This is a genomic window from Allobosea sp. 01N443, from assembly GCF_056399325.1.
Map to the genome: position 1 here is coordinate 57,845 of NZ_JBFTRC010000007.1, position 21,927 is coordinate 79,771.

The 21,927-nt window shown below is 66.1% G+C and carries 19 protein-coding genes; 15 read left to right on the plus strand and 4 right to left on the minus strand.

Features of this window, described 5'->3' with window-relative positions; translation table 11 throughout:
• Nucleotides 1–8: 8 nt before the first annotated feature.
• From sdhD to AC1DRP_RS03880, 3 genes are read left to right on the plus strand one after another with little or no spacing between them, the layout of a single operon-like run.
• Nucleotides 9–401, plus strand: coding sequence for a succinate dehydrogenase, hydrophobic membrane anchor protein (gene sdhD, locus AC1DRP_RS03870; RefSeq protein WP_069878686.1), 393 nt, complete (start codon nt 9–11; stop codon nt 399–401).
• Between the two features lie 5 nt (nt 402–406).
• A complete protein-coding gene (gene sdhA, locus AC1DRP_RS03875; RefSeq protein WP_043242101.1) occupies nt 407–2,239 on the plus strand; it encodes a succinate dehydrogenase flavoprotein subunit in 1,833 nt (610 codons plus the stop codon).
• Nucleotides 2,240–2,253: 14 nt separating this feature from the next.
• Nucleotides 2,254–3,039, plus strand: a complete 786-nt coding sequence (locus AC1DRP_RS03880; protein ID WP_069878688.1) for a succinate dehydrogenase iron-sulfur subunit — start codon at nt 2,254–2,256, stop codon at nt 3,037–3,039.
• A 159-nt stretch (nt 3,040–3,198) separates the two neighbouring features.
• Here the strand turns inward: AC1DRP_RS03880 and AC1DRP_RS03885 are convergent, their stop codons facing one another.
• Both AC1DRP_RS03885 and AC1DRP_RS03890 read right to left on the minus strand, forming a co-directional pair.
• The gene (locus AC1DRP_RS03885; RefSeq protein ID WP_441507428.1) at nt 3,199–4,440 is read right to left on the minus strand and encodes an NAD(P)/FAD-dependent oxidoreductase; all 1,242 of its coding nucleotides are present in this window, start codon (nt 4,438–4,440) and stop codon (nt 3,199–3,201) included.
• Nucleotides 4,437–5,240, minus strand: coding sequence for a glutamine amidotransferase (locus AC1DRP_RS03890; RefSeq protein ID WP_441492728.1), 804 nt, complete (start codon nt 5,238–5,240; stop codon nt 4,437–4,439). Before AC1DRP_RS03890 ends, AC1DRP_RS03885 begins: the two co-directional genes overlap by 4 nt.
• 237 nt (nt 5,241–5,477) lie before the next feature.
• Between AC1DRP_RS03890 and AC1DRP_RS03895 the strand changes: the two genes are divergently transcribed.
• Genes AC1DRP_RS03895 through AC1DRP_RS03905 form a run of 3 tightly spaced genes read left to right on the plus strand, consistent with a single transcriptional unit; the run spans nt 5,478 to nt 10,577 of the window.
• Nucleotides 5,478–6,119 (plus strand): TetR/AcrR family transcriptional regulator, encoded by a 642-nt coding sequence (locus AC1DRP_RS03895; protein ID WP_441492729.1) that lies wholly within the window; start codon nt 5,478–5,480, stop codon nt 6,117–6,119.
• Between the two features lie 20 nt (nt 6,120–6,139).
• Nucleotides 6,140–7,339, plus strand: a complete 1,200-nt coding sequence (locus AC1DRP_RS03900; RefSeq protein WP_441492730.1) for an efflux RND transporter periplasmic adaptor subunit — start codon at nt 6,140–6,142, stop codon at nt 7,337–7,339.
• A gap of 13 nt (nt 7,340–7,352) precedes the next feature.
• Nucleotides 7,353–10,577: an efflux RND transporter permease subunit gene (locus AC1DRP_RS03905; RefSeq protein ID WP_476767834.1), complete on the plus strand. Its 3,225-nt coding sequence runs from the start codon at nt 7,353–7,355 to the stop codon at nt 10,575–10,577.
• Between the two features lie 158 nt (nt 10,578–10,735).
• Here AC1DRP_RS03905 and AC1DRP_RS03910 read toward each other — a convergent pair whose 3' ends face one another.
• Nucleotides 10,736–11,647 (minus strand): DMT family transporter, encoded by a 912-nt coding sequence (locus AC1DRP_RS03910; RefSeq protein ID WP_441492732.1) that lies wholly within the window; start codon nt 11,645–11,647, stop codon nt 10,736–10,738.
• A 105-nt stretch (nt 11,648–11,752) separates the two neighbouring features.
• On the opposite strand from AC1DRP_RS03910, the gene AC1DRP_RS03915 reads away from it, so the two are divergent.
• The 3 genes from AC1DRP_RS03915 to AC1DRP_RS03925 all read left to right on the plus strand — a co-directional run bounded on the left by AC1DRP_RS03915 (nt 11,753) and on the right by AC1DRP_RS03925 (nt 14,391).
• Nucleotides 11,753–12,619 carry a LysR family transcriptional regulator gene (locus AC1DRP_RS03915; protein ID WP_441492733.1) on the plus strand — a complete coding sequence of 289 codons (867 nt, stop codon included), beginning with the start codon at nt 11,753–11,755 and terminating at the stop codon, nt 12,617–12,619.
• 45 nt (nt 12,620–12,664) lie between these two features.
• Nucleotides 12,665–13,708: a GTPase ObgE gene (obgE, locus tag AC1DRP_RS03920; protein WP_441492734.1), complete on the plus strand. Its 1,044-nt coding sequence runs from the start codon at nt 12,665–12,667 to the stop codon at nt 13,706–13,708.
• A 113-nt stretch (nt 13,709–13,821) separates the two neighbouring features.
• Nucleotides 13,822–14,391, plus strand: coding sequence for an invasion associated locus B family protein (locus AC1DRP_RS03925; RefSeq protein ID WP_441492735.1), 570 nt, complete (start codon nt 13,822–13,824; stop codon nt 14,389–14,391).
• 12 nt (nt 14,392–14,403) lie between these two features.
• Here AC1DRP_RS03925 and AC1DRP_RS03930 read toward each other — a convergent pair whose 3' ends face one another.
• Complete coding sequence (locus tag AC1DRP_RS03930) at nt 14,404–16,224, minus strand: ABC transporter ATP-binding protein (protein ID WP_476767835.1); 1,821 nt, start codon at nt 16,222–16,224, stop codon at nt 14,404–14,406.
• A 143-nt stretch (nt 16,225–16,367) separates the two neighbouring features.
• On the opposite strand from AC1DRP_RS03930, the gene AC1DRP_RS03935 reads away from it, so the two are divergent.
• The 6 genes from AC1DRP_RS03935 to AC1DRP_RS03960 all read left to right on the plus strand — a co-directional run.
• Nucleotides 16,368–17,501 carry a DSD1 family PLP-dependent enzyme gene (locus tag AC1DRP_RS03935; protein ID WP_441492737.1) on the plus strand — a complete coding sequence of 378 codons (1,134 nt, stop codon included), beginning with the start codon at nt 16,368–16,370 and terminating at the stop codon, nt 17,499–17,501.
• 64 nt (nt 17,502–17,565) lie between these two features.
• Nucleotides 17,566–18,354, plus strand: coding sequence for a hypothetical protein (locus AC1DRP_RS03940; protein ID WP_441492738.1), 789 nt, complete (start codon nt 17,566–17,568; stop codon nt 18,352–18,354).
• 310 nt (nt 18,355–18,664) lie between these two features.
• The gene (locus AC1DRP_RS03945; RefSeq protein ID WP_441507425.1) at nt 18,665–19,483 is read left to right on the plus strand and encodes a molybdate ABC transporter substrate-binding protein; all 819 of its coding nucleotides are present in this window, start codon (nt 18,665–18,667) and stop codon (nt 19,481–19,483) included.
• An 11-nt stretch (nt 19,484–19,494) separates the two neighbouring features.
• Nucleotides 19,495–19,980 (plus strand): SAM-dependent methyltransferase, encoded by a 486-nt coding sequence (locus tag AC1DRP_RS03950; RefSeq protein ID WP_441507424.1) that lies wholly within the window; start codon nt 19,495–19,497, stop codon nt 19,978–19,980.
• Nucleotides 19,967–21,001 (plus strand): iron ABC transporter substrate-binding protein, encoded by a 1,035-nt coding sequence (locus AC1DRP_RS03955; RefSeq protein ID WP_441507423.1) that lies wholly within the window; start codon nt 19,967–19,969, stop codon nt 20,999–21,001. The genes AC1DRP_RS03950 and AC1DRP_RS03955 overlap by 14 nt, the downstream gene beginning before the upstream one ends.
• A 4-nt stretch (nt 21,002–21,005) precedes the next feature.
• A partial coding sequence (locus tag AC1DRP_RS03960; protein WP_476767836.1) for a FecCD family ABC transporter permease occupies nt 21,006–21,927 on the plus strand: 922 nt, incomplete at its 3' end.

Consider the following 21,927-nt stretch of genomic DNA (forward strand, 5'->3'; position numbering starts at 1 on the left):
GTTTCGTCATGTCGTCAAATTCTTCCATGCGTACCCCGCTCGGCCGCGTTCGCGGTCTCGGCTCGGCCAAGTCCGGCACCGGCCATTTCTGGCTGCAGCGCGTCACCGCCGTGGCGAACGTCTTTCTGACGATCATCTTCCTCGGCGTTGTGATCTCGCTCTTCGGCAAGCCCTATGCGGCTGCTGTCGCGACGCTCTCGCACCCGCTGGTCGCGATCCTGATGCTGCTCTTCACCCTGTCGGGCGCGGTCCATATGCGTCTCGGCATGCAGGTCGTGATCGAGGACTATGTCCACCACGAAGGGTTGAAGATCCTCGCCGTGATGGCCAACACCTTCTTTGCGATCGCGATCGGCGCAGCTTGCGTCTTCGCGATCCTGAAACTCTCTTTCGGAGGCTGAACCCGATGGCGATCACCAGAGCCCAATCGGTCCCGGCCTATACAGGCCAGGCCTATCCGATCACCGATCACACCTTCGACGTCGTGGTTGTCGGCGCCGGCGGCGCGGGACTGCGCGCGACGGTCGGCTGCTCGCAGGCGGGCCTGAGGACTGCCTGTATCTCCAAGGTGTTCCCGACCCGCTCGCACACCGTCGCGGCGCAGGGCGGCGTTGCCGCTTCGCTTGGCAACATGGGCAAGGACACCTGGCAGTGGCACATGTACGACACCGTCAAGGGGTCGGACTGGCTCGGCGACCAGGATGCGATCGAGTATCTCGTGCGCAATGCGCCGGCGGCCGTCTATGAGCTCGAGCATTGGGGCGTGCCGTTCTCGCGCACCGAGGACGGCAAGATCTATCAGCGTCCCTTCGGCGGCATGACCACCGATTTCGGCAACGGTCCTCCGGCCCAGCGCACCTGCGCTGCCGCCGACCGCACCGGCCACGCCATGCTGCACACGCTCTATGGCCAGGCGCTGCGCTACAACACCGAGTTCTTCATCGAATATTTCGCCATCGACCTGATCATGGACGAGGATGGCGTCTGCCGCGGCGTGATCGCGCTCAAGCTCGATGACGGCACGCTGCATCGCTTCCGCTCGAAGATGGCGATCATGGCGACCGGCGGCTATGGCCGCGCCTATTTCTCGGCGACTTCGGCCCATACCTGCACCGGCGACGGTGGCGGCATGGTGCTGCGTGCCGGCCTGCCGCTGCAGGACATGGAGTTCGTGCAGTTCCACCCGACCGGCATCTATGGCGCCGGCTGCCTGATCACCGAGGGGGCTCGCGGCGAGGGCGGTTATCTCACCAATTCCGAGGGCGAGCGCTTCATGGAGCGTTACGCTCCCTCCGCCAAGGATCTGGCTTCTCGCGACGTCGTCTCGCGTTCAATGACCATGGAGATTCGTGGCGGACGCGGCGTCGGCAAGAACGGTGACCACATCTACCTGCATCTCGACCATCTCGACCCGAAGATCCTGCACGAGCGCCTGCCGGGCATCTCGGAGAGCGCCAAGATCTTCGCCGGTGTCGACGTCACCCGCGAGCCGATCCCGGTCCTGCCGACGGTGCACTACAACATGGGCGGCATCCCGACGAACTATCATGGCGAGGTGCTGACCAAGGTCGACGGCAATCCCGATACCGTGGTGCCTGGCCTGATGGCGATCGGCGAAGCGGCCTGCGTCTCGGTGCATGGCGCCAACCGCCTCGGCTCGAACTCGCTGATCGATCTGGTCGTCTTCGGACGTGCCGCCGGCTTGCGCTGCGCCGAAATCGTGACGCCGGGCGAAAAGCAGCCCGAGCTGCCGAAGTCCTCGGCCGATCTCGCGCTGACCCGCCTCGACAAGTTCCGCAATGCCTCGGGCGGCACCCCGACGGCGGAGTTGCGCAACCGCATGCAGAAGACGATGCAGGACAACTGCGCCGTCTACCGCACCGGCGAAACGCTGCAGGAAGGCCACAAGCTGATCCACGAGGTCTGGGCCGGTGCCTCCGACATCGCGACCACCGACCGTTCGCTGATCTGGAATTCGGATCTGGTCGAGACGCTCGAGTTCGACAACCTGATCACGCAGGCCGTCGTCACCATGGATTCGGCGCTGAACCGACCGGAAAGCCGCGGCGCCCATGCCCGCGAGGACTATCCGGAACGCGACGACAAGGACTGGATGAAGCACACCCTGTCCTGGATCGACGACGAGAAGCGGACCGTCACGCTCGACGACCGCCCGGTTCATACCTACACGCTCTCGAACGATATCGAGTACATCAAGCCCAAGGCGCGGGTGTATTGAGGACGATCTGACCGATGGCCGAATTCAATCTCCCCGCGAACTCACGACTGACCGAAGGCAAGGCCTGGCCGAAGCCGGCCGGCGCCAAGAAGCTGACCGAGTTCAAGGTTTATCGCTGGAACCCGGATACCGGCGAGAATCCGCGCACCGACACCTATTATGTCGACCGCGAGGATTGCGGACCGATGGTCCTCGACGCGCTGATCTGGATCAAGAACAAGATCGACCCGACGCTGACCTTCCGGCGCTCCTGCCGCGAGGGCATCTGCGGCTCCTGCGCCATGAATATGGACGGCAAGAACGGGCTGGCCTGCACCACTGGCATCGATGAGTGCGGCTCGAAGGGCAAGGTCGCGATCTATCCGCTGCCGCATATGCCGGTGATCAAGGATCTGGTGCCGGACCTCACACGCTTCTATGCGCAGCACGCTTCGGTCGAGCCCTGGCTCAAGACCACGACGCCGGCGCCGGAGAAGGAGTGGGCGCAGGGCAAGGAGGACCGCGAGAAGCTCGACGGCCTTTATGAGTGTATCCTCTGCGCCTGCTGCTCGACGTCCTGCCCGAGCTACTGGTGGAATGGCGACCGCTATCTCGGTCCTGCCGTGCTGCTTCAGGCCTATCGCTGGCTGATCGACTCCCGCGATGAGGCCACCGGCGAGCGCCTCGACGACCTGGAAGACCCCTTCCGGCTCTATCGCTGCCACACGATCATGAACTGCGCCAATGCCTGCCCGAAGGGCCTGAACCCGGCCAAGGCGATCGCAGAGATCAAGAAGATGATGGTGGCGCGGCAGGTCTGAGGCGCCACTCATTCGACGGGGTGGTCGTCTGACGCGACGGCCTGCGCCGGCTTAGGCGTCCTGGGCGCATTTCGGGGAGAGGCTTCGGCTCTCGCCCGATGCGCCGGAGACTGATTGGCGATATCGGGCTCGCCTGGGCGCGCGACCGGATCCTCGGGATCAGAGATATCGCGTCGGCGCGAATGGGGCCGGATCGGCGATCGGCTTCTCGCCGCAGATCTGCGCAGCCAGGATTTCGCCGGTGACGGGCCCCGTCGCAAAGCCGATATGCTGGCTGCCGAAGGCGAGCCAGAGACCGGGATTCCGCGGCGCTTCCCCGATCATCGGCAATGAATCGGGCAGGGTCGGCCTGGCTCCGCGCCAGGTCGTGGCTTCGGTCGCCTCGGTCAGGTCAAATGCTTCCTTCGCCCGTGGCAGGACGGCGTCGATCTGCGCGAAATTCGAAGGCGCATCCCGGTTTGCGAGCTCGACACCGCTGGTCAGACGGTAGCCCTTTTCCATCGGCGCGAGGAAGTAGGCGGATTCGACGTCGTAGAACGGGCGCGAAAGGCTGCGCCCGTCGCCTGCCTTGTAATGGCGGTGATAACCGCGCTCGACATTGAGCGGGACGCTCAGCCCGAGCGGGTGCAGCAGGTCGGTGCTCCATGGGCCGAGCGCGACCACGGCGATTCCGGCATCGAAGCTGCCGGAATCGGTCGTAGCGCGCCAGCCCTGGGGTGTCCTGGAGAGCCCTGAGGCGGCGGCGCGGACGATCTTGCCGCCGCGCGCGGCGAAGAGCGCCGCATAGGCTGCGACCACGGCCTGCGGCCAGTCGACCGAGCCGTTGTCCCGCAACCACAGGCCGGCCGAAAAGATCGGGTTGAGATCGGGCTCGACCGCCGAAAGGGCCTGCCGATCGAGATAGTCGGCACGAAAGCCATGATCCTCGAGCCACTGCTGCTCGGTGCGGGCAGCCTGTTGACCGGCCTCGCTGCGCCAGAGCTTCAGCGTACCGGTTTCACGCAGGCGATGGCTGATTCCAGCCTCTGCCATCCACGCCTTGTGCAAGGTCAGGGCCTGAGCCGTCAGACCCTGGAGTGCGGCAACGCGCGGCGCGAGACGGGATGGGCGCGTCTCGGCGAGGAAGCGCAGGACCCAGCCGGGATTCCGCAGCAGGTGGCCCCAGCGATAGCGCACGGCAGCGTGCTGGTTGCCGAGATAGTTCGGCAGGCTCTTCCAGAGCGAGGGATTGTTGAGCGGGACGACGGAGGTCGGGCTGACCACGCCGGCATTGCCGTAGGAGGTTTCGCTGCCGGGCTCGCGCCGGTCGATCAGGGTGACCATGAAGCCGCGTTTCTGCAGCGCGAGCGCACAGGAGACGCCGACAATGCCGGCGCCGAGGACAAGCGAGGTACGGGTCATGCGAGGGAGGTCTCTCCATCCACCGGCACGTGCAGCCAGTGGTCGAGGAAGCCGTCGAGCCAGGCCCTGACGGCGGGATCATAGCGATACCAGCCTTCGAGATGCTGATGGCGCAGCTGGGCCCCGGGCATCAGGGTGCGCTCATGCGCGCGCACCGACCAGCGGCACATCATCGCCGGGGTCACCTCGGGATGAAACTGGATGCCATAGGCCTTGGGGCCCGAGCGAATGGCCTGGACCGGGAAATCGCCCCCGGTTGCGAGGCATTCGGCGCCGCTAGGGCAATCGAAGCCCTCGCGATGCCATTGGTACACGGTCGAGGGCCAGGCGAAGCCGGCCTCGCTCGCATGCGAATGCCCGGCTTCCGTCAGCGCAAGATCGTAATAGCCGATCTCGGCCCGGCCCTGCGGGTGCGTGTAGACGGTGCCGCCCAGATGTCGCGTGAGCATCTGGGCGCCCAGGCAGATGCCGAGAAAGGGGGCCTCTTCCTTCAGGCAGGTGCCGATCCAGTCGATCTCGGCCTTGACGAAATCATCGGGGTCGTTGGCGCTCATCGGGCCGCCGAAGATCACGGCGCCGGCATGATCGCGCATGGTCACCGGGAGCGGATCGCCGAAGCGCGGCTTGCGGATATCGAGCGCGTGCCCCCGCGCCGCCAGAAGGCGGCCGACCCGGCCGGAGGTCGAATGTTCCTGGTGCAGGACGATCAGGACAGGCTTCGGTGCCGGCCTGTTCCTGCTGGGGCGAAGGGGGGAGCGGAGCTTGCGGGCAGCGCTGAGACGAAAGGGCTGATCGTTCATCACGGGCTTCGGATCGCTCACGCGCCAAGGTCGCGCCCAGTGGCGCACCATCCATCCATGAACTGACAATGCGGTTCCATGCGGGACCGAGCAAGCAATTCATGCGCCAGGGTTGCATGGCGCGCAGGTGTTTTTTGCATGGCGGCGCCCTGATTCCGCCGGGAGCGCACGCTTCTTGACTTCAAGTTCACGATAGGTCATGAGAATGAACGTTCATTCTCATTTCGGATTCCTCGTTTGCCACCACCCTTTGCCTTCGCCTCTTCCGAGCGCGCCCTGACGGAGCGCCATTCGCGCATCCTCGATGCGGCGGAGCGCGTCTTCGCGCGCGCCGGTTTCCATGCCGCAACGATGAATGACGTTGCGGCCGAGGCCGGCATGAGCCCGGGCAATCTTTACCGCTACTTCGCCTCCAAGGACGTGATCATCGCTGGGATGGCCGAGCGGGACCGGGCTTCGATCGTCGCAGATTTCGCGGCGCTTGATCCGCGCGCCGGCAACCTCCTTGACCAGCTCGAGGCACTTGCGCGGCGGCATCTCGTCGATGAGCCGCGCGAAAAGGCCATCATCGCGTTGCAGATCTGGGCGGAAGCCGCACGCAATCCGGAAATGGCGGCGATGTGCGCCGATATCGACGGCATGGTCATGACAGGCCTGACGGTCGCGGTCTCCGCGGCCAAGGACGGCGGCGAGCTGCCGGCCGATCTCGACGAGGTCCGCTTCCTGCAGGCGATGTCGATGCTTGCCGACGGCTTCTTCTGCCGGCGCGCCTTGGATCCGAATTTCGACACCGAAGCTGCTGCCGAGACGATGTTCACCGCGATGCGCGGATTGGCTCAGGCAATGCGCCTGCAATCCCCACACACAAATCAGCCATGACTGATTCGAAGGTTATCACCATGTTGCCGCTTCCCCTCGCGCTGACGCGCCTGGCTGCCCTGTCCCTGCTGACCCTGGCGCTGCTGCCGTCTGTCTCGGCCTCGGCCCAGACGCCAGCCAGCGCGGCCGCGCAGGCAACGGCTCCCGCCCATGGCCCGGCCGTGACGGTTACCCCGGCCACGACCGCGGAAATCGTGCAGAGCGTCGTGGTCTCCGGCTCGATGATCGCGCGCGACGAGGTTCTGGTTTCGCCAGAGATCGATGGCTTCGCGCTCGTCGAGATCCTTGCGGAAGAGGGGGACCGCGTGACGGCGGGCCAGGTGCTGGCACGCCTCTCTCGGACGACGCTTGACGTCCTTCACACCCAAAACGAGGCACAGATCGCGCGTGCCGAAGCAGCGATCGCCCAGGCCAGGGCCCAGGTCAGCGAAGCGGAAGCCAATCGTGTTCAGGCCGAGAATGCTTTCGAGCGGACCAAGGCCCTGCGCGATTCGGGCAATGCCAGCATCGAGACCTTCGATCTCCGGTCTGCGGCGGCGAGGACGACGGTCGCCCGCGTCAACTCGGCGCAGCATGCGCTTGCCATCGCGACAGCAGATCTTGCGCTGGCCAAGGCGCAGGAGCGCGATATCGCCGTGAAGCTCGCGCGTACCGAGATCAAGGCTCCCGCAGCCGGAATCGTCAGCCAGCGCCGCGCCAAGCTTGGCGCCATGGCGCCCCTGGCCGCTACCGAACCCCTCTTCCGCATCATCGCCGATGGTGCGATCGAACTCGAGGCGGATGTCGCGGAGGTCGAACTTAGCTCGCTTAAGCTCGGCCAGAGGGTCGCAGTCACGCCGGCGGGAGCCCAGAAGCCGCTCGTCGGTGAGATCAGGTTGATTGCACCGCAGGTCGACAAGGCGTCTCGGCTCGGGCGCGTGCGAATCGCCCTTAAGGATAATCCGCCGGTCGCGCTTGGCTCCTTTGCTCGCGGGGTGATCGAAACCGGGCGCAAGACGAGCATCACCCTACCGCTCTCCGCCATCACCTATTCGCGCAATGGAGCGCTGGTGCAGAGCGTCAAGGACGGCAAGGTCAGCACCAAGAAGGTGACGCTGGGACTGACCGGAAACGGCCGGATCGAGATCACCTCCGGTCTCGCCGAAGGCGAGACCGTGGTCGCGCGCGCGGGCACTTTCGTGCGCGACGGCGACGCGGTTACCCCGATCGCGACGAATTGACGGGGCCGGCGGAATGAACATCAATTTCTCTGCCTGGTCGATCCGCAAACCGGTCCCGGCCATCCTGCTCTTCGTGGTGCTCTGCGTGCTTGGGGTGATGTCGTTTTCGACACTGCCGGTCACGCGGATGCCGAATATCGACGTGCCTTTCGTCTCGGTCTCAGTGACCCAGGCCGGCGCAGCGCCGGCGGAGCTTGAAAGCCAGGTCAGCAAGCGCATCGAGGATGCGGTCGCCAACATCACGGGCGTCAAGCATGTGATGTCGACGCTGACCGACGGCCAGTCGCTCACCCTGATCGAGTTCCGGCTGGAGGTGAACACCGACCGGGCGGTCAACGACGTCAAGGACGCCATCGCCAAGGTCAGGGCGGATTTGCCACGCACCATCGACGAGCCGGTGATCCAGCGCATCGATGTCGAGGGCCAGTCGGTCCTGAGCTATGGCGCATCGTCGCCCGGCATGACGCTGGAGCAACTCTCCTGGCATGTCGACGATGTCGTTGCGCGCGAATTGCAGGGGCTGAAGGGCGTTGGCCGTGTCGATCGCTACGGTGGCGTCGATCGCGAGATCAGGATTTCGCTCGATCCCGACCGGTTGCTGGCGCTCGGGACAACGGCTGGCGAAGTCAACCGGCAGATTCGGGCGACCAATGTCGACCTCGCCGGTGGGCGCGGCGAGGTTGGCGGCCAGGAACAGGCGATTCGCACGCTCGCCGGTGCACGTACGGTAGCAGAGCTTGCCGAGACCAAGATCTCGCTCACCGGTGGCCGCGAGGTGAGGCTGAAGGAGCTTGGCCGCGTCGAGGATTCCAATTCCGAGCCGCGTTCCTTCAGTCGCCTGGACAAGCAGCCCGTCGTCACCTTCGCGGTGTTCCGCTCCAAGGGTTCGAGCGAGCTCTCGGTCAAGCAGGTGGTTGCAGCGCGCATCGACGAGCTGAACAAGCGCTACCCGTCGATCGAGCTGAAGCTGATCGACGATGCCGTCGCCTATACCCATGGCAACTACCAGGCGGCGATGGAGACGCTGTTCGAGGGGGCGGCGCTGGCCGTGCTCGTCGTCTTCCTCTTCCTGCGCAACTGGCGCGCGACGCTGATCACCGCCATCGCACTACCGCTTTCGGCCATCCCCACCTTCTGGGCGATGCAGATGCTGGGCTTCTCGCTCAATCTGGTCAGTCTGCTCGGAATCACGCTCGTCACCGGCATCCTGGTCGACGACGCGATCGTCGAGATCGAGAACATCGTGCGCCATATGAAGATGGGCAAATCGCCCTATCGCGCGGCGATGGAGGCGGCCGATGAAATCGGGCTCGCGGTCATCGCGATCACCCTGACCATCGTCGCGATCTTCGCGCCGGTCTCCTTCATGGGCGGTATCGCCGGGCAGTATTTCCGCCAGTTCGGCCTGACGGTTGCCATCGCGGTGCTGTTCTCGCTGCTGGTGGCGCGACTGATCACGCCGATGATGGCGGCCTATCTGATGCGACCCGTGAAGCACGAGGATGACAGGCCTGGTCCGTTCATGCGCGGCTATGTCGGCTTGCTGCGGCTCACTCTCGCGCGGATCCGCCTGCCGTTGCTGCCGCGTTTCGATGGGACGGGGCGCTGGCGCAAGCTGCCATTCAACATGGCCTATGTGACCCTGGTGGTCGGCTTCATCTTCCTGTTCGCCTCGATCCAGGCGACGGCCTTGCTGCCGACGGGCTTCTTCCCGGAGGAGGACACTGCGCGTGTCGTCGCCAGCGTCGAGTTGCCGCCGGGCGCAACGCTGGAAGAAACCCGCGTCACGACCGACCAGATCGTCGACGCGCTGAAGACGATTCCCGAGGTCAGGCATGTCTTCGTGCTCGGTGGCGCCTCGCCGACCGGACAGCGCGAAGTCCGGCGCGCCTCGGTCACGATCATGCTGACGCCAAAGAGCGATCGTGCGGTCAAGCAAAAGGACCTGAAGGTCGTCATCGCCGAGAAGCTCGCCACCGTCCCCGATGCCCGGGCCTGGTATGTCAACGAGCGCGGCGAGCGCGAGATGGCGTTCTCGATTCTCTCCAAGGACGGCGATGCGCTCGACGAGGCGGTTGCCCGGATCGAGGCGCGCATGCGCCAGGTCGACGGCTACCTCAATGTCGCGACCGCTGGCTCACTCARCCGGCCGGAGCTCCGCGTCACCCCGAAACTCGAGCAGGCAGCAACGCTCGGCGTCACGCCGGAGGCAATCTCGGAAGCGGTGCGCATCGCGACGATCGGCGATGCGGGTGCCAATCTTGCCAAGTTCAATGCCGGCGACCGGCTGGTGCCGATCCGTGTCCAGCTCGATGAGGCAGCGCGTGCCGACATCCGGAATATTGCCGCCCTGCGTGTCACCAATACGAGCGGCGTCTCGATTCCGCTGACGGCGGTGGCCGATATCGGCTTCGGCGAGGGGCCGAGCTCGATCGACCGCTATGACCGCGTCCGACGGGCTGCGATCGGCGCCGACCTGAAACGTGGTTTCGAACTCGGCACCGCGCAGGATACCTTCAACGAGATCGTCAAAGAGGTCGGACTGCCGGCGGGCGTCAGGATTGCCGCCACCGGTGACGCCGAGATCCAGGGCGAGGTCGTGCAGGGCTTCATCACGGCGATGACGACTGGCCTGATGCTGGTCTTCGCGCTGCTGATCCYGCTGTTCGGCTCGGTCGCCCAGCCGGTGACCATCCTGCTCTCGCTGCCGCTCTCCTTCGGCGGCGTGGTGATTGCGCTGCTCGCGACCAATAACCCGGTCTCGATGCCGGTCTATATCGGCCTGCTGATGCTGATGGGCATCGTCACCAAGAACGCGATCATGCTGGTCGATTTCGCGGTGGAGGAGGTCGCCCGCGGCAAGGACCGGATCACCTCACTGCTCGAAGCCGGGCGCAAGCGGGCCCGGCCGATCGTGATGACGACGATCGCGATGGCGGCGGGCATGTTGCCCTCCGCCTATGGCGTCGGCGATGGCGGCGAGTTCCGCGCGCCGATGGCGATCGCGGTGATCGGCGGTCTGATCGTCTCGACCGTGCTCAGCCTCGTCTTCGTGCCGTCCTTCTACACGGTGATGGACGATATCGGCCGTGGTTTCAGCTGGCTCTTCGGCCGCTTCTTCAGCAAGCCGGAGGATGAATCGGCCTGGGAGCCCATGGGGGATGAGGAATCGCCCGGCGAAGCCAGCGCCAAGGCGATGAGTGGAAAGCTGCCGCCGCCGCGGCTTGCGGCGGAGTAGGGTCGACGGGCAGGACACGACGGGCAGGACGGAGCCGAGCGGAAGCGGCTTTGCGTCTATAGTTTCGAGATCGGGCCGCAGAACCCTGCTGTGCTCCGCGGCTGGGGGAGCAATCTCAGGCCGCTTCAGAGGGGCGGGGCCAGGTCCGGCAGCAAATCTCAGCCCTTCCGCACCAGCAGAACGGCTGCCAGAATCGCCACGCCGCCAAAGGCCTGCGCGGGCGAGGGCTGCTCGGCAAAGATCGCCCAGGCAGCGAGAACGCTGACCAGTGCCGGCCAGACCATCACCAGCGAGGCGGCGCTGGCGCCGTATTGGCCGAGCGCCAGCGTGATCAAACCCTGGCCCAGCGCATGCGAGACGAGTCCGAGCGCGATGACCGCAAGCCAGCCCTGCAGACTCTGCGGCAGGATGGTTTCGCCAAGCAGGATCGCGACCGCGATGCAGAAGACGGCGCAGAGCGCGCTGGAGATCAGGCCGATGCGCCCGGCATCGGCAAAATCCCGGGCCCGGCGAATGGCGATGATGTAGATGGCGTAGGAGAAGGCTGCTCCGACCGCCAGGCTGTCGCCGAAAATGCTGCCCGGACTGGCCGCGGCCGTAGAAGACGCGAATTTCGGCAGCACCAGCATCAACGCACCGCCGATCGCCAGCAACAGCGCGCCGAGGATGCGCCCGGTCGGCTTCTCACCGAGCAGGAGCCAGGCCGCCAGGACGACGACGACCGGCGAGAGATTGCCGAGCAGCGAGGCGTTGGCGATCGTCGTGAAGCCGAGCGAGGCATTGTAGAGCGTCACGTCGACGGCGAAGGCGAACCCGGCCAGCGCGATCGGCCACCAGCTCCCCGAGCGCGCGGCCCCCGATCTGGGCTTGCGCTGTTCGAACGCGGTCCAGGCTGCGAGCACGGGCAGGGCAAAGAGCATGCGCCAGAAGCCGGCGGCGGCCGGTCCGACATCGGCATAGCGCACGAAGATGCCGGAAAAGCCGATGCAGGTCGCGCCTGTCATCAGGGCGACGAACATGGCAAGGCCGGGTGCAGCCGGACGTGACAGGGCGAGGCTCGGGGTGGTCATCAGGGTCATCCGCGACGGGCAGTGCCGGCGATATAGGGTGCTTCCTTCAATCGGAAAAACGGATTATTCTCATCGTTCCATTCGAAATTCCGATGGAGCGAGGCGATGGCGACTCATTTCGATCTGGCGGCGCTCGATATGCTGGTGACGGTCGCCGAGACCGGCGGTTTCACGGCAGCGAGCGTCAGGCTCGGCCGCACGCAATCGGCGGTTTCGGTCCGCATCCAGGATCTCGAAGCGCAATTGGGCCAGAAGCTGCTCGAGCGCTCGCGGCGTGGGGTGACGCCGACCGATGCCGGCGAACGGCTGATCGGTCATGCCCGCCGCCTGCTCGCGGTCGAGCGCGAAGCGCTGGCCGATCTGGGCGGCGAGGCAGCCACGGGGCGATTGCGGGTCGGCGTGCCCGACGATTATGTCGACGCCTACTTGCGTCCGCTGATCGCACGATTTGCGGCCGAGCATCCGCGTGTCGAGCTGGAACTGCGTTGCGATCTCTCGAAACGGATCGAGCCTGCGCTTGCGGCCGGCGAGTTCGATATCGCCGTGATCACGCAGGATCCGGTCCGGCCAAAGGGAGAAACGCTGCGCCGCGAGCCGCTGGTCTGGGTTGCGGCGCGCGGTCATCGCCCGGAATTGCAGGAGGTTCTGCCGCTCGCTTTATTTTCCGAAGGCTGCCGGGCGCGCCCTCGTGTCCTGGCGGCGCTCACCGGGGCAGGGCGGGCGCATCGGCTGGTCTTTTCCTCCTCGCATACGGCGGGAGTGATCTCCGCGGTCGAGGCCGGATTCTGCGTCACGGCGATCACCGAGAGTGCGGTGCCGCCGAGCCTGCGCCGGCTTGGCGCCGCCGAGGGCCTGCCACCGCTGTTCGAGCTTTCGGTCGGTCTCATCGTCGCGCCTAGCCCTAGTCTCGCGGCCCGGCGCTTCGCACAGGCGCTTCGCGAAGAAATGGCCGCGCCACGGCTTGCCGCGTGAGCCGCCCGCATTGCCCTTCGGCCCGCGGCCCACTACTGAGAAGCAATGAAATTCCTCGACCAAGCCAAGATCTATGTGAAGGCCGGCGACGGCGGCGCGGGCTGCGTCTCCTTCCGGCGTGAAAAATTCATCGAATTCGGCGGCCCCAATGGCGGCGACGGCGGACGCGGTGGCGATGTCGTGATCGAATGCGTGCAGGGGCTCAACACGCTGATCGACTTCCGCTTCCAGCAGCATTTCAAAGCCAGGATCGGCGAACACGGCATGGGCAAGGACCGGCACGGCGCCAATGGCCCGCCGATCGTGCTCAAGGTGCCGCCGGGTACGCAGGTCTTCGATGAAGACGGTGAGACCTTGATTGCCGACCTGACCGAATCCGGCCAGCGTTTCGTTCTGTGCAAGGGCGGCAATGGCGGCTTCGGCAACGCCTATTTCAAGACCTCGACCAACCAGGCGCCGCGCCATGCCAATCCGGGCCTGCCGGGCGAGGAGCGCTGGGTCTGGCTTCGCCTGAAACTGATCGCCGATGCCGGGCTTGTCGGCCTCCCCAATGCCGGCAAGTCGACTTTTCTTGCCACGGTTACCGCTGCAAAGCCGAAGATCGCCGATTACCCCTTCACCACCCTGCATCCCGGCCTTGGTGTCGTGCGGGTCGATGGGCGCGAGATGGTGTTGGCCGATATTCCTGGCCTGATCGAGGGAGCGCATGAGGGACATGGGCTCGGCGATCGCTTTCTCGGCCATATCGAGCGCTGCCGCGTGTTGCTGCATCTGGTCGAAGGCACCAGCGAGCACGCCGGCAAGGCTTACAAGACCGTTCGGGAGGAACTCGAGGCCTATGGCGAGGGCCTGGCCGAGAAGCCCGAGATCGTGGCGCTGTCTAAAGTGGACGCCCTGAGCCCGGAGCTGCTCAAGGAGCAGGTCGCGCGGCTGAAGCGGGCCGCCAAGCGCGCGCCGATCGTGCTGTCATCAGCGTCTGGCCAGGGCGTCGACGATGCCTTGCGCGCCCTCTTCGCGGTGGTCGAAGAGGCTCGGAAGGAAGAGGCCCAGGCCGATGCTCCGGCGCTGGAAACCGGCTGGCGCCCATAACCGGTCATTCGCCACGGGATGTTGACGACCGTTCCCAGCGAGCTCCAAACGGCTTGCGTGGAAACGCGCGCCACCATCTAAGTCATGGCTACCGTCAAAGGGGGACTTGTCAGGTGATTTCGAAGCTTAGGCCTCTCGCGTTCGTTTCCGTCGTGATCTTCAGTGGCGCAGCCCTTGCCCAGGCGCAGCGTCCTTCCGCGAGTGCACAGGCTCCGGCCGCTCCTGGCGGCGTTTCGCAGCCGGACAATACGACGGCGACCTATGGCGACTGGACCCATCGCTGCCAGCAGGGCGTCGGGACCCGGATCTGCGAGATCGTGCAGACGCTCGAGGTGCAGGGGCAGCGCGGCCCGGTGGCGTTGATCGCGCTCGGGCGGCCGGTGCGCAATGAACCCTACAAGCTCGTGGTGCAGGTGCCGCCGAATGTGAGCCTCGGCGCCAAGGCCGGTATCCGCCTTGCGCTCGGAGAGAAGGACGAGGGGACGCTTGCCGACTTCCAGCGCTGCCTTCCCGGCGGCTGCTTCGCCGAGGTGAACGTGAGCGACGACCTGCTGAAGCGTTGGCGCGGCTTTGGCGAGGCTGGCCAGCTTCGCTATCAGGATGGTGCTAACCGCGCCGTCGTGCTGCCCTTCTCGTTCAAGGGCTTTCAGTCCGCAGTGGACGCGCTTGCCCGCGAGCCCTGAGATCGGCGCGTTTCAGTTCTCGGTGAATTGCAGCCGGTGCAGCCGGGCATAGGTGCCGTCATGCTCGATCAGAGCATCATGGCTACCGGTCTCGACGATCCGGCCCTCTTCCAGCACGACGATGAGATCGGCCTCGCGCACGGTCGAGAGGCGATGGGCGATCACCAGTGTCGTGCGGTTCTTCATCAGCCGGGCGAGCGCCTGCTGGACGAGCCGCTCTGACTCGGTGTCGAGTGCGCTCGTCGCCTCGTCGAGCAGCAGGATTGGCGCATCCTTCAGGATGGCCCGCGCGATGGCGACACGCTGGCGTTCACCGCCGGACAGCTTCGAACCGCGCTCGCCGACCTGCGTATCGTAGCCATCGGGCATGGCCATGATGAAATCATGCGCCGCTGCGTCCCTGGCGGCGGCCATGATCTCGGCCTCGGTCGCTCCCGGCCGGCCAAAGGCGATGTTGGCCCGCACGGTATCGTCGAAGAGCATGACATCCTGGCTGACGACACCGATCTGGCCGCGCAGGCTGGCGAGAGTGACGTCGCGCAGATCCTGTCCGTCGATCTCGATGCGGCCCTCGTTCGGGTCGTAAAGGCGCGGCGCCAGGGTGAGCAGCGTCGACTTGCCGGAGCCGGAGCGACCGACCAGAGCTGTCATCCTGCCACCCTGTGCGACGACATCGATGCCTTCCAGGGCGCGGGCATCATCGCGATAGCGAAAGCGAACGTGCCGGAAGGCGATCTCGCCGGCACCGACCTTGAGGGGCTGCGCTCCGGGGCGCTCGGTGACCAACGGCTTCTCGTCGATCAGGGCATAGTAGCGTTTCAGCGAGGCACCGGCCTCCTGCAGGATGGCGTTGAGGTTGCCGAGCGAACGCATCGGCTGCGCCGCGAGCAGCAGCGCCGAGACATAACCGGTGAAATCGCCGATCGTGCTGGTGCCCGCCGTGATCCTGACCCCGATGGCGGCAAGGACGCCGGCGACCGCCATGCCGCCGGCGACCTCGAGCAGAGGATCGAGCCGGCCGCGGGCATTGGCAGCCTTCATCTTGAGCGAGCGGATCGTCTCGAAGGCATGCGCGGCGCGCGCCTTGAGATAGGGCTCGAGCGAGTCCGTCTTGGCGACGCGGGCACCCTGCAGGCTCTCGGTGACGAGGCTTGCCATGATGCCTGTCTGCTCCTGCTGCGACATCGCCATGCGGCGCAACTTCTTGCCGATCCGGCCGATCGGGCGCGCGACGATCGGCGCGATCAGCAGAACGACAAGGGTCATCTGCCAATCGATCCAGAGCAGGGCCCCGACCAGTGCGATGGAGGTCATCACATCGCGCACGGCGATGTTGATGATCCGGGTCAGTGCCTCCTTCACATAGGTGAAGTCGGTGGTGAAGCGCTGGGTCAGCGACGCGGGGTTCTCGCGCTGGAGCTGAGCAAGGTCGGCGTCGATCAGATGCGCGTAGAGCGCGGACTGCATATCCGCTTCGATTCGGCTGACCACGCTGTTGGTCATCACCGTTTGCGTAAGCAGCGAGAAGCCCTTGATCGCAGTGACGATGACGACGACGACCGCAACGGCGTTGACCACGCCGATCTCGATCCCGATCGACTTCGAAACGAGACGCTCCATCCGGCGCACGAAGCCCGTCGCTTCCGCCGATAGGGGGTCGGCGAAGGCGTCGAAGGCTGCCTTGATCAGAAGCGGGTAGAAGCTGGTTGTCGCGGCGATCACCACCACTAGTGCCAGGATCATCGCCATCTGGGGCAGGTAGGCGTTGACTCGCTCGCGCCAGACGCGGGCGAAGAGCGCAAAGGTGTCGTCGGTAACGCGGCCGATCTTCATGGCGCGGGGCCTAACATGGTCGACCGCGATATGCCACTGGCTTGGCGGCGGGGGCGTTCCTCGCGCTCCGGTCTTGTTCCAGACACGAAGCTGGCGTCCCATAGCCACAGTGCTGCAACTGATTCCGGAGATAGCGTATACTCATGCCCGCGCCCCCGCCGGCCCAGATCGGCCAGAGCTTCGCCGAGATCGACACGCCAGCGCTCGTTCTCGATCTCGACGCCTTCGAGCGGAATCTCGTCGCCATGGCCGCCTATACGCAGGCCCATGGCGTACGTCTTCGTCCTCATGCCAAGACCCATAAGAGCCCGGATATCGCCCTGCTTCAGATCGCGCATGGCGCCGTCGGCCAGTGCTGCCAGAAGGTCTCCGAAGCCGAGATTCTCGTCGCGGGCGGAGTCGGCGATGTTCTGGTCACCAACGAGATCGTCGGTCCAGCCAAGCTCGATCGGCTCGCCAAGCTGGCGCGCAACGCACGGATCGGCCTTTGCGTCGATCATCCCGAGGGCGTGCGCGAGGCGGCGGAGGCGGCTGCGCGGCACGACGTGATGCTCGACGTTATGGTCGAGCTCGATATTGGCGGGCGCCGCTGTGGCGTCGCAGTCGGCGAAGCCGTCCGCATCGCCGAGGCGGTCGCGCGCAGCAACTCGCTGCGCTTCACGGGCATCCAAGCCTATCACGGTGCTGCCCAGCACATGCGCTCGATCGACGAGCGGCGCGAGGCGATCGAGCGCGCCGGGCTGCTCGCCCGCAACGCGGTGGAGCGCCTCGGGCAGGCAGGCCTCACCTGCGAATATGTCAGCGGCGCCGGCACCGGTACCTATGAGCTCGAAAGCCAGTCCGGCATCTGGAACGAGATTCAGGCCGGCTCCTACATCTTCATGGATGCAGATTACGCGCGCAATCGGCAGGCGGACGGCACCCCCTTCAGGGCCTTCGAACACGCGCTCTTCGTCCTCGCCGGGGTGATGAGCAAGCCCGTGCCGGACCGTGCCATCGTCGATGCCGGGCACAAGGCGGCGGCGGTCGATTCCGGCATGCCGATGCCGTTCCAGCGCGACGGCGTCATCTACACCAAACCCTCTGACGAGCATGGCGTGCTCACCGGTGATCCGATCGCGCTGCCGCATCGCGGCGACCGCATCCTGCTCATTCCGGGCCATTGCGACCCGACGGTGAACCTGCACGACTGGTATGTCGGCGTGCGCGGGCTGCACGGTCCCGATGCGCATGTCGAGACGCTTTGGCCAGTTGCGGGGCGTGGCGCGCTGACCTGAGGACACAGGGACTGCGTATGGCTGCGTCCGAAATTCGCTTCCCATGTTTCGGACGCAGGCCCCGATGCTGGCTGAGTTCCTGCTGACCCTTGCGACCCCGGTCGGACGGATGACGCGGCAGCTTGGCCTGTTGCGGGAGAGCACTGCGCTCTGGGCGCGCGGGCGACGCCAGCGCAAAGGCTGGACACCGCACCACCAGCGCTGTCAGGCGGTCGTCGCGCAGATCGTCCGCGAGCTCGGACGCCACCGCACGGCCATCGTGCTCGGCTCGGGATTGGTGCGCGATGTGCCTCTCGACCTGCTCTGCGCACGCTTTCAGCGCGTCGTGTTGATCGACGTGGTCCATTTGCCCCAGGTCAGGCTGCGCATGGCGCTGCGCCGCAATGTCGAGCTGGTGACGCGTGATCTGACTGGCGTCATGAACTGGCTTGCGGGGGAGAGCCAGGGGCGTAGCGACCCGCTGGCCGATCTCAGTGCGGACAAGGAGGTCGATCTGGTAATCTCGGCTAACCTGATGTCGCAGCTCGCCTGGCCGATCGAGGACTGGCTCGAGGAGAACGGGGACCGCGCAACCGCCCTTCCGGATGATCTGCCGGCGCGTTGCATCGCCTGGCATCTCCAGGACCTTGCGCGCTTCGCGGGACGTGTCTGCCTGATCAGCGATGTCGAGATGCTCGAGCACGATCGCGATGGCACAGTGACGGACCGGCTGGATCTGGCGCGCCGTGTCCCGCTACCGCCGCCGGATGAACGCTGGGACTGGCTCGTCGCGCCCTTTGGCGAGGCTGAAAGCGACCGCGAATATGTTCATCGCGTCTGCGCCTGGAGGAATTTCCGGACGCACGAACTCTGACCGTTCGTGTCAGCCTGGGCCGGGCGAGCACCGAGGGCGGCGCAGTGCCGACCATCGATGGCGATAGGACCGGCCGCACCCGCACCGTGACGGAGCATGCAGCGTTGCTAATGGCGACAAGCCACAGGTCAACGAGTACCCTGTCAGAGCGCGGGGCTTGGCCAAGTCCCGCATGAGACCCGATCAATGACGGATAGGTTGGCGTGAATCGGTTCATCAGCCCCGAAGGGCAGAAGGCGATCGCCGCATGGCAGGGGCGACCGGCCGCAGCCCTTCTCATGCAAAGCGATGCAGGCCGATGCATCAGCCTATGCGCACTCTCGTCGTCGCCGAGCGTCTGATGGCGCAGGACACGGTTTCTACCGGTGAGCCGCAGCAGCCGGCCCTGCTGCACGCCGCCGGGAGCTTGCGAGCAGCCTTGACCGAGATGGCGCAGGCATTCGAGACCGCGACCGGGGTTCAGGTCAAACCTGCCTATGGCCCTTCGGGATTGCTGCGCGAGCGGTTGGCCAAGGACGAAGCCGCGGAGGTGTTCGCTTCCGCCAACATGGGCCACCCGGCTGCACTGGCGGACGCGGGCCTGGCCGGGCCGGTCGTGCTCTTCGCGCGCAACGAGCTCTGCGCCTTCGTTCGGCCGGGCCTGATGGTCACCGCCGAGACGTTGCTGGAACGCATGCTCGATCCATCCATCAGGCTCGGCACCTCGACGCCGAAAGCGGATCCTTCGGGCGATTACGCTTTCGAGGTCTTCGCGCGGGCCGAGGCCTTGAAGCCGGGCGCAAGGGCGGCGCTCGAGGCCAAGGCACTGCAGCTGACGGGCGGTCCGAGCAGCGTTGCCGCCCCTGACGACGTCAATGCCTATGGCTACAAGCTTGCCAGTGGCGAGGCCGACATCTTCCTGGCCTATTGCACCAATACCCAGCCACTCGCCCGGGAGCAGCCCGGCGTGACGCTGGTCCGGCTGCCGGCTGCGCTCGCGGTGGGGGCCGATTACGGGTTGACCGTGATGAGCAAGGCCTCGCCAAACGGCTACCGGCTTGCCATGTTCATCCTGTCGCGGGCGGGGCAGGAGATTCTGGCGAAACACGGCTTTGCCGCGCCGGCGCTCCCACATAGCGGGTCGAAGTGACGGAGTTGGCAATGGATTGGCAGGCGACGCGGCGGGGCGAGACCATCGCTGCCTTGCCCGATCGGCAGGATGCGCATCTCGTCTTCATCGGCCGCCTGCGCACGCCCTTCGCCTCACGCGATCAATGCCCGCGTCGTGGAGACCCGGAATCAGGGCCCATCTGCCATGTCGAGGTCGATGCGACCTGGTGGCCGGCGCTGGCCGGCGTCGAAGCCTGCGCATATCTCGACCTGCTGTACTGGATGAACCTGGCCCGAAGGGATCTGCTGACCCAGAGCCCGAAATCCAGCGGCCAGATCCTCGGCACTTTTGCACTGCGCTCGCCGGTCCGGCCCAATCCGATCGCCCTGTCGCGGGTCAGGCTCATTGGGGTGGAGGAGGGCGCGCTGCGGGTGCGCGGGCTCGACTGCGTCGACGGCACTCCGCTTCTCGACATCAAACCGAACCGCTGCCCGCAAGCGGGCGCCGGCACGGAGCATGATCATGCGCGGACCTGACCGTCGAACCGTTCTGGGCGGCCTTGCCGCGACGCTCGCCGCGCCGCGCATTGCGCGTGCTGCAACCGTGCGCGATGGCGCCGGGCGTGAAATCGCCATTCCGGTCCGGGTCGAACGCGCCTTTCCGGCGGGGCCACCTGCTGCGATCACGCTCTATACGCTTGCGCCCGATCTGCTGCTCGGCTGGCCGCGCGCCAATCGCGCGGAGGAGCGCGAATTCCTGCTGCCTGGAATTGGCGACAGGCCGGAAGTCGGTCGCATCACCGGGCGCGGCAACAGCGCCAATCTCGAAGCGGTGCTCGGCCTCAAGCCGGACCTGATCGTCGATGCCGGTTCGACGGGCAGAACCTATGTCGAGCTGGCAATGCGGGTGCAGGAACAGACCGGCATTCCCTATGCGCTGCTGGATGGTCGCTTCGAGCAGATTCCGGCGAGCTATCGCATCCTCGGCCAATTGGCCGGGCGCGGCGAACGCGCCGAGACGCTGGCGCGCTGGTGCGAGACCGCAATGGCGACGATCAAGGGGCGTATCGCCACGATTCCCGGGGAGAAGCGTCCCTCGGTCTATTACGCGCGCGGCCCACGCGGGCTCGAGACGGGGCTCGGCGGCTCGATCAATGTCGAGACGCTCTCCTTCCTCGGCGCGCGCAATGTCGCGGCAGAGACCCCGGGCAGCGGGCTTGCGAATGTCTCGCTCGAACAGATCCTGTCCTGGGATCCGGAGGTGATCGTCACCATCGATCCGGCCTTCGCCGATGGCGTCGCCAGCGATCCTGCCTGGGCGAATGTCCGGGCGGTGCGCGATCGCCGCGTGCATCTCTCCCCTAAGCTGCCTTTCGGCTGGGTCGATTTCCCGCCTTCGGTCAACCGGATGATCGGGCTGTGGTGGCTGGCGAAGCTGCTCTATCCCGCCCAGTTCCCCGAGGATATCCGCCCGCTCGCCCGCGAATTCCACACGCTATTCTATCAGGTGACGCCGACCGACGCGCAACTCGACCGTGTCCTGGCTGGGCGAGGCTAGCCCCTTGTCGCCATCCTTCGCGCGCGGAACCCTGTTCGCCTTCGGTTTGCTCGCGCTCGGCGTCGTGCTTGCCTTCGCGCTGGGACGCTTCCCGGTCGGGCCCGGTGATCTGCTGCGCATCCTCTGGGCGGGGGTGAGCGGTCAGCCGTCGGGCCTGCCGCCGCAGCTGGAAACGGTGATCTGGAATATCCGCGGCCCGCGCGTGATTGCGGCCATGCTCTGCGGGGCGGCGCTCGCGATCGCCGGCACGGCCTTCCAGGGGCTGTTCCGCAACCCGCTGGTCTCGCCCGATATCCTCGGCGCTTCGTCTGGCGCGGCGCTCGGCGCGGTGGTCGGCATCTATTTCTCGCTCGGCATCGTCGGCATCCAGCTCGGAGCCTTCATCGGCGGATTGATCGCGGTCGGCGCCGTCTATGTCGTCGGCTCGACCATCCGGCGCGGCGACCCGGTGCTGGCGCTCGTCCTGACCGGCGTGGTCATCGGCTCGCTGCTTGGCGCCGGAATCGGCCTCGTGAAATACTGGGCCGATCCTTATAATCAGCTCCCGGCCATGACCTTCTGGCTGCTGGGCAGCCTTGCCGGGACCGCCAAGCCCGATCTCCTGCCGCTGCTCGGCCCGGTCGCCCTCGGCTCGGTGGTTCTGATCGCCCTGCGCTGGCGCATGAACGTGATGTCGCTGCCGGAGGAGGAGGCGCGGGCGCTCGGATTGAACACCGGCCCGTTGCGCCTTGCCATCGTCGCGGCCGCGACGCTGGTCACGGCGGCGAGCGTTGCGGCGGCGGGGATCATCGGCTGGGTCGGCCTCGTCGTGCCGCATCTCGCGCGGTTTCTCGTCGGGCCCGACTTCGGCAAGCTCGTGCCGACCGCCGCGATCCTCGGCGGCGGCTACCTCTTGATCATCGACACGCTGGCGCGAACGATCGGCC